The following is a 6,908-nucleotide window of genomic DNA, read 5'->3' on the forward strand; positions in this document are numbered from 1 at the left end:
GGGGGCGCATTGCCTCATCCAGAATGTTACTGGACAACTTCTCGCCGATGATTGGGTCGGTGCCATCGAATCGGTTCGGTGGCTTCTATGGCGAGAAAGATCAGCATGGGCGCGCGGCGGGAGGTGCTGTCGACCGTAACGGAGCGTTACGAGTCGGCCAAACGGGCGGAGAAGGGGCGCATCCTCGATGCGCTGTGCGCGACGACGGGCTGGCATCGCAAGCATGCGGTGCGCGCGCTTCGGCGGAGCGCAACAATTGGAGCGGGGAAGATGGAGGCGCCCGGAGAGCGCAAGCGCAGATATGGCGCGACGATCAAGGACGCGATGACGGCGCTGTGGGAGGCGTCAGATCGGGTATGCGGTAAGCGGCTCAAGGTGATGATCCCGACCTTGCTGCCGGCGCTCGAGCAACATGGCCGATTGCAGCTTGGTGAGGCCGACCGTGCTCGTGTTCTGGCGATCAGCGCCGCAACCATCGACCGCTTGCTCGTCGATGTGAACATTGCGGCGAGCGGCGGCAGGCGGCGCCGTGCCGGATTCTATTCGGCAATCCGGCGCGAAGTCCCGATCCGCACGTTCAATGACTGGAACAGTCCGGTGCCCGGCTTCTGCGAGGTCGACATGGTCGCACATGGCGGCACGTCGGTGGCCGGCTCGTTCATCCAAACCCTGACGATGGTCGATGTCGCCACCGGCTGGACGGAGTGCCTGCCGTTGCTGACGCGGGAGGGTTCGCTCGTCGTCGAGGCGATCAACCGCGCCCAAAGCCTGTTCCCCTGGTTGTTGCGCGGTGTGGACTTCGACAACGACAGCGCCTTCATGAACGATGTTGTTGTGCCATGGTGCCGCGAACAAAAGCTCGAAGTCACACGCTCGCGCGCTTACAAGAAGAACGATCAAGCCTTCGTCGAGCAGAAGAATGGTGCCGTCGTCCGCCGCCTCATGGGCTATGGCCGATTCGACGGCGTCGAGACGGCCCGTGTGATGGGCCGTCTCTATGCGGCGGCTCGGCTCTACGTCAACTTCTTCCAGCCGTCGTTCAAGCTGAAGGAGAAGCGCCGCGAAGGGGCTAAAGTGATCAAACGGTATCATCTCCCATCGACGCCCTATGAGCGTGCACTGGCGCATCCCAAGGTGACCCCGGACGTGAAGAAACGGCTGCGCGATCAGTATCGTTCGCTAGATCCCGTCGTGCTGTTGGCTGAGATTCGCGCGACTCAGGACGAACTCGGCAATCGCGTTGATCGTCGTGCCGGACACGCGGGTGACCTGCAGCGCGCCTCCACGACCACCACGCCAACGAGCGCAGTCACTTTCGCCAAGACGCTCGGAAAGAGGGTGACGGCCTGCGAGCCGCGTGCCACGCACCGGCGAACTCGTCGGCCCTATAAAACCAGGATTCGCATGCCGTCCAAGCTCGACCCACATATTGCCGCGATCGAGGGCTGGCTGGCAGAGCAGCCGCAGCTGACGGCGCTCGCCATCGTCGGCCGGCTGAGCGAGATTCAGCCCGAGGAGTTCGGGGCAAGACAGCATTCGATTGTGCAGCGTCTGCTGAGGTCGCTTAGACGGAAGACGGCCGAGCAATTGGTCGCCGCTGCCCCGCTGGCCGGGGTTGTGGACGGCTCGGGCTATGTAGGGCCAGACCCGCCCACAGCCCCTCTCGTCGAGCAAGCCGGGAAAGCCACCTGGTGCGGCCGATCAGTCGAGGTCGCATCGACATTAGTAATGGCGCCATAGGGTAACATTTGCTCATGCGGCAATACGGGGGTCCCAGTCGAACGCCGATTGACAAACGGGGACTTGCCCTGGGGCGCGATCAATATCAATTGCTTCTGCTCGCCCGCCAAAGATCTCCACGGAATCGGGCAGTACCAATTTTTTAGTGGTTTTTGACAGCGCGCTGTGATTGCCGCGGATGAAAGGTGCGGATGCCAGCCTGATCGAGGCGCGGGATCTGCTCGGCCAGGAAGCGAGCCGTGTTCGTTGAGGTCTGATCGCCGTCGCAGAGATCGCCGGCGATCAGCAGCGCGCCGACCTGCTCGTCCAGGTAACAGTTAACGACCCGGACGAAGGCGCGCCATTGCCGAGCAGCTCCGCCAGACCGGAATGGCGCAGCGCCAGCAAGCGCAGCGGCGAATCAACTGGATATCCGAGCCATGGACGAAGCGATACGTCAACCTCTCCCATCCTATGTTCGGGTCCCCGCGCATGTGTTGGGACCTTACACGCTAGTCAATCGGCGTGATATGGAAATACCCGAGCGAAGTCGGTTTACCAGCAATAATCACGAACGACCAGTTATCTCTCGGGGGATGGGCATGACTGACGAGCCAATAGACGACGTCTTTGGACTGGGCAAAGAAGCTCTCGTCGTGGAAGCAGGAGGCGCTGTGGCGGCTCGCTATCTGTAACGACCTCAGGGAGGGGACGCCGACGAATTGCTCGCTATGGTCAAGACGGCTGCGGGCTTCAGTCTCGCGAGCCCCCCCTCCGGGCGCGGTCCCGTTCGCCAAGGTCCACTTCGGGGGCGAGATGCACCAGCCCATCATCTTGAAAGACATCGCCAACGTCGAAAACATCAACCGGCTCGTTCCAAAGGGGCGCTCTCCTTTTGCCTCCCGAAGCCGCGTGGTGCAACGACCAGTCCTGGTAGTTGTGCCACGGCTTCGCCGGACGATATATCAGACCGTCAGCTTGGGCTGGCCATGCTGAAGTTAGCGGCGCGTGATAGGGACAGCGCTCTACTGCAATCGGGCGCCGAGTCACGTGCCGGCTAACTTCCCTGTTATGTTTTGGGGCGATCGAAGCAGGATAAGTGCTTTTATATCTTCCGCTGCGCGGCGTTCGCGGCTTCCTCGCACAGGAAAATGAGGACAGCCATGATATGTCTGGCTGGTCAATCGGCCCTTTAATTGCGGTTTGTTGTCAAGCTACCATTCTTCCTCTCTGCCGTGACACGCCGGCAGCGATTGCTCCGTCGGAGCTGGTCAGGTTGCGGAGACGGAGCGATCGCGGATGGCGAGACGATTGCCTGGCGGGCTTGGCAATCGACGTCGGTGGCGGCTTCGTCGCGTTAAGTTGATGCCTTCGTACTAGTCTCTGCCGCGGCAGTTCTTCGTCTTGTGCGGTCCACGAGCATGTCAAACAAACTAAGAAAACTGCGCATCTTTACCGACAGAGGTCCCCTGATCGCGCTAACCATCGCTCTGGGGACGGTGGTCGGCGTTGTCGGCCCGACATCGGCGCAGTTCTTCAATTTCGGCGGATATCAGCAGCGGCCGCAGCCGCAACGCGGTGGCGGGTTCGGCGGCGGCTGGTTTGGTAAGGATATGTTTAAGCCGTCTGCTCCCCAGCCTCGTTGGGATAGGCGGCAACCCTTACCCCCCGCGCGGGAGGACTTTTCGAGGGCGCCCGCGGTCGGAAAGCGCGATACTGTACCGGAGCGCCATGTTCTTGTGCTCGGTGATGCGATGGCGGACTGGCTCGCCTATGGTCTTGAAGACGCCTATGCCGAACAGTCTGACATGGGCGTGATCCGCAGACATAAGACCGTCTCAGGCCTCATCAGATATCAGCCGAAGGGCAATCCGGCCGATTGGGCCGCCGCAGCCAAAGGCATTCTCCCCACCGAAAAAGCAGACGCCATCGTCGTCATGCTCGGACTCGATGACCGGGTCGGGATCCGCGAGCCGCCGGCTGAGAAATCCGACATCAAGCCGTCGCACAAAAAGGTAGACAAGAAGGATGCCAGAGCCAAACCGGAGGGCGGTACGAACGCCGACGCGAAGCCGGATGACAGACTGGTCGATACGGAATTGTCGCCCAATGACGCCGCCGACGCGCGGGCTATCGAACCGGAGAGTAGCACGCGCTCGCCAAACGGTATCTATGAGTATCGCGAGAAACGCTGGATCGAGCTCTACAAAAACAAGATCGAACAGATGATCGGCGTGCTCAAATCTAAGGGGGTGCCGGTACTGTGGGTTGGCCTGCCGGTGGTACGTGGCGCTAAGACAACAGCCGACACGCTGTTTCTGGATTCGCTCTATCGCGAGGCGGCCGGCAAGGCCGGCATCACTTATGTCGATGTCTGGGACGGCTTTGTCGATGAAGCCGGCCATTTTATGCAGCGCGGTCCCGACTTCGAAGGCCAGGTCCGTCAGCTGCGCTCCTCCGACGGCGTGTATTTCACCAAGCCCGGCGCCCGCAAGCTCGCGCATTATGTCGAACGCGAAATCAACCGGTTGCTGGCTGCACGTTCCGCGCCGATCGCGCTGCCGACGGAACCGGCAAGGCCCGACGTCAATGCGCTGCCGGGTCAACCGGCCCTGCGCCCGCTCGCCGGACCGATCCTTCCCTTGGTGGCCCCCTCTTTCGGCGCCGATCAATTGCTCGGCGGTCCAGGGGCGCCGATGGCAATGGATGCGCTAGCAGCGCGTGTCTTGGTCAAAGGTGAGCCCTTGTCGGCACCGGCCGGTCGCGCCGACGATTTTGTCTGGCCGCGCCGCGAAGTCGGACGCGAACAGTCTAAGGATACTCCAATGGCTCCGGCTTCGCCCGATGATCGCATCCCGGTATCGGCGCCGGCGCCAATGCTAAAGCAGAAAAAGAATCGCAGCCAAAGGTGAGGCGTTGACGTTTTGGCCCGCAGGTTTCACTCAATGGGGCCGCTTCGGGGACAATCGCATCGGTTTGCGCCGGAGCCTGTGGGCGTGGCAAACGCAGTTCGCACCTGGAGCAACACTAGGGTTCAGACTCAATTGATGCAATAGGCGACGACGGCGGCGAGGTAGACGGCAGCCAAGAACTTTCTGGCAAGTTTGTCGTAGCGAGCAGCGACGCGTCTGAACTCTTTGAGCCGCCAGAAGCAGCCCTCGATAACATTGGTCCTCTATAGGCGCGTTTGCTGAAGCTGTGGAGGGTCACCCTGTTGGACTTGTTCGGAATGACGGGTTTCGCGCCGCGATTAATGATTACGGCGCGAAAGCCATCGGCATCGTAGCCTTTGTCTCCAATGAGGGAAGACATGGGCGGCGCGAGTTTCAAAAGGTCCGGCCCCGCGGCAACATCTGCGGCTTGTCCCGGAGTGAGATGAAATGCCCAAGATTTGCAATCAGGGTCGCTCAGCGCGTGGATTTTCGTGGTTCGCCCGCCGTGCGAGCCGCCGATCGCCTGTTCATGCTTTCCCCTTTTCCGCCGCGCACCGGCCAATGTGCTTTGATCGAGGTGGAGTCGATCGACAAAGTCAGGCCGTCTTTGCCTTCGATCTCGCGTTCGCGCGTTTCGTCGCTCTCCCGCCCCGACACCCGCGTCAAAGGCCCGCGCCGCCTCTTCCAGAAGTTGTTTCTTCCACGCATAGATCTGGTTCGGGTGCACCTCATAGCGCAGAGCCAGCTCGGTGACCCCTCGCCTGCTCCCGCACCGCCTCTGGCGCAATCTTTCCCTTCAGTGCCGCGTCAATTTTCCGTCTCATCTTCTTGTCATCATGCCCTCCGTCTATCAAACGGAGCGACCCTTTTCCAACTTAGCCTCTGGTCCCAAAACCGGGGTCTGTTTCACGTTCGAGACGCGGGCCACGCTTTTGTTGAGCGGCACTGGCAGCCGACCAATGGCCGATGGTGAAAAGGCAGTAATCGTCTTGCGTTCGCCTTTCATGAGCGATCCGCCAACGCCCGGTGATTTGGTTCGGCCCGCATTTTATCTAGCTATCCAGTTCGGCCAGTGATTCCCGGTCGAGCAGGACCACCTCTCGCTGAGTCTGTCCGTCGAACCGCAGCATCTTTTTATTGCGCAACGACGAGAGCGCGCGCGATACCGTTTCTAGCGTCAGACCAAGATAATCTGCAATGTCGCGGCGCCCCATCGGCAGGCTCATCGCATTGACCTGCCGCTGAACTTTCATCCATTGGCGATTAGAGTCTCGGCGGATGTTACGCCGTTTGGCGCGGGGTGAGCAACGTGCGATCGGCGGAGCTGGTCGGGGTTGCGCAGCCGGTCGCACGTTGCGGTGAGGTTGGCGGAATAGGCCGCGGGTGTCAGATAGCCCAGCGACGAATGCGGGCGGTGGCTATTGTAGTCATGGGCCCACGCCGCAATCCTAGTTCGGGCGTGATCAAGGCCGAAGAACAGGGTTTCGTTGAGAAGCTCGTCTCGCATCCGGCCGTTGAAGCTTTCACAGAAGCCGTTCTGCATCGGTTTGCCTGGCGCGATAAAGTGCCAGGCAATCTGGTTGTCCTCTGACCAAGTCAGAATGGCGTTGCAGGTGAACTCGGTGCCGTTGTCCGAGACGATCATGCCAGGCTTGCCGCGGCGACCAATCAACGCCGTCAGTTCGCGCGCCACCCGCCGTCCCGCGATCGAAGTATCGGGGATCGCCGCCAGGCATTCCCGGGTCACGTCATCGACGATGTTGAGGATCCGGAACCGGCGCCCATTGGCAAACTGGTCATGGACAAAATCCAGCGACTAACGGGCATTCGGCCGGGCCTCGAGCAGGATCGGCGCCCGGGTGCCGACCGCGCGGCGGCGAGCCCGGCGCTTACGCACGCTGAGGCCTTCCTCCCGATAAAGCCGGTAGATACGGTTCAGCCCGGACGGCTCGCCATGCTGACGCAGCAGCACGAATAACCGCAGATAGCCGAAGCGCCGGCGGGCGTTGGCCAGTTCGCGCAGTTGGACCCGCAGTTCGGCATCGGGCGGCCGGCTCGACCGATAACGGATCATCTTGCGGTCGGCGCTGACGATGATGCAGGCCCGCCGTTCTGACAGTCCCAATTCGGCCTGCAGATGCGCGACAGCTTCGCGCTTGGCGGCGGGCCCTACCATTAATGGGATGACCCGCCCCGTCCTCTCAGTCAGACTGAGTTGGCTTTTGAAAGGAGGAAGCAATGAGGACACGGAACAAG

Annotated in this window: 4 protein-coding genes and 4 pseudogenes; 2 read left to right on the forward strand and 6 right to left on the reverse strand. The window is 61.3% G+C overall.

All coding sequences use genetic code 11. The features are described 5' to 3' along the window. The first annotated feature begins 87 nt into the window (after window positions 1–87). Entirely contained in the window at window positions 88–1,740 is a 1,653-nt protein-coding gene (locus AC0L3P_RS38945) for an integrase catalytic domain-containing protein (RefSeq protein ID WP_473309302.1), read from the forward strand. A 54-nt stretch (window positions 1,741–1,794) separates the two neighbouring features. Here the strand turns inward: AC0L3P_RS38945 and AC0L3P_RS38950 are convergent. Both AC0L3P_RS38950 and AC0L3P_RS38955 read right to left on the reverse strand, forming a co-directional pair. Further along, window positions 1,795–2,180 (reverse strand): annotated as a pseudogene (locus AC0L3P_RS38950) (metallophosphoesterase); the annotation flags it as partial. Between the two features lie 51 nt (window positions 2,181–2,231). Then, the gene (locus AC0L3P_RS38955; RefSeq protein ID WP_473309303.1) at window positions 2,232–2,582 is read right to left on the reverse strand and encodes a hypothetical protein; all 351 of its coding nucleotides are present in this window, start codon (window positions 2,580–2,582) and stop codon (window positions 2,232–2,234) included. A 558-nt stretch (window positions 2,583–3,140) separates the two neighbouring features. Here AC0L3P_RS38955 and AC0L3P_RS38960 point away from each other — a divergent pair. Then, on the forward strand, window positions 3,141–4,631 hold the full coding sequence (locus AC0L3P_RS38960; RefSeq protein WP_473309304.1) for an SGNH/GDSL hydrolase family protein: 1,491 nt from the start codon (window positions 3,141–3,143) through the stop codon (window positions 4,629–4,631). Window positions 4,632–4,759: 128 nt separating this feature from the next. On the opposite strand, the pseudogene AC0L3P_RS38965 reads toward AC0L3P_RS38960, so the two are convergent. The 4 genes and pseudogenes from AC0L3P_RS38965 to AC0L3P_RS38980 all read right to left on the reverse strand — a co-directional run. After that, window positions 4,760–5,264 (reverse strand): annotated as a pseudogene (locus tag AC0L3P_RS38965) (IS5 family transposase); the annotation flags it as partial. 238 nt (window positions 5,265–5,502) lie between these two features. Then, on the reverse strand, window positions 5,503–5,658 hold the full coding sequence (locus AC0L3P_RS38970) for a hypothetical protein (RefSeq protein WP_473266644.1): 156 nt from the start codon (window positions 5,656–5,658) through the stop codon (window positions 5,503–5,505). A 46-nt stretch (window positions 5,659–5,704) separates the two neighbouring features. Further along, window positions 5,705–5,878: pseudogene (locus tag AC0L3P_RS38975) on the reverse strand (helix-turn-helix domain-containing protein); the annotation flags it as partial. Between the two features lie 23 nt (window positions 5,879–5,901). After that, a pseudogene (locus tag AC0L3P_RS38980) lies at window positions 5,902–6,828 on the reverse strand (IS3 family transposase); the annotation flags it as partial. Window positions 6,829–6,908 lie beyond the last annotated feature (80 nt).

It is taken from the genome of Bradyrhizobium sp. WSM4874, from assembly GCF_055811835.1.

Bases quoted from the DNA above. Each gene is read 5' to 3' on its own strand.
- AC0L3P_RS38970 (WP_473266644.1), bottom strand. From the start codon at position 5,658: ATGAAAGGCGAACGCAAGACGATTACTGCCTTTTCACCATCGGCCATT.
- AC0L3P_RS38945 (WP_473309302.1), top strand. From the start codon at position 88: ATGGCGAGAAAGATCAGCATGGGCGCGCGGCGGGAGGTGCTGTCGACC.
- AC0L3P_RS38955 (WP_473309303.1), bottom strand. From the start codon at position 2,582: ATGTTTTCGACGTTGGCGATGTCTTTCAAGATGATGGGCTGGTGCATC.
- AC0L3P_RS38960 (WP_473309304.1), top strand. From the start codon at position 3,141: ATGTCAAACAAACTAAGAAAACTGCGCATCTTTACCGACAGAGGTCCC.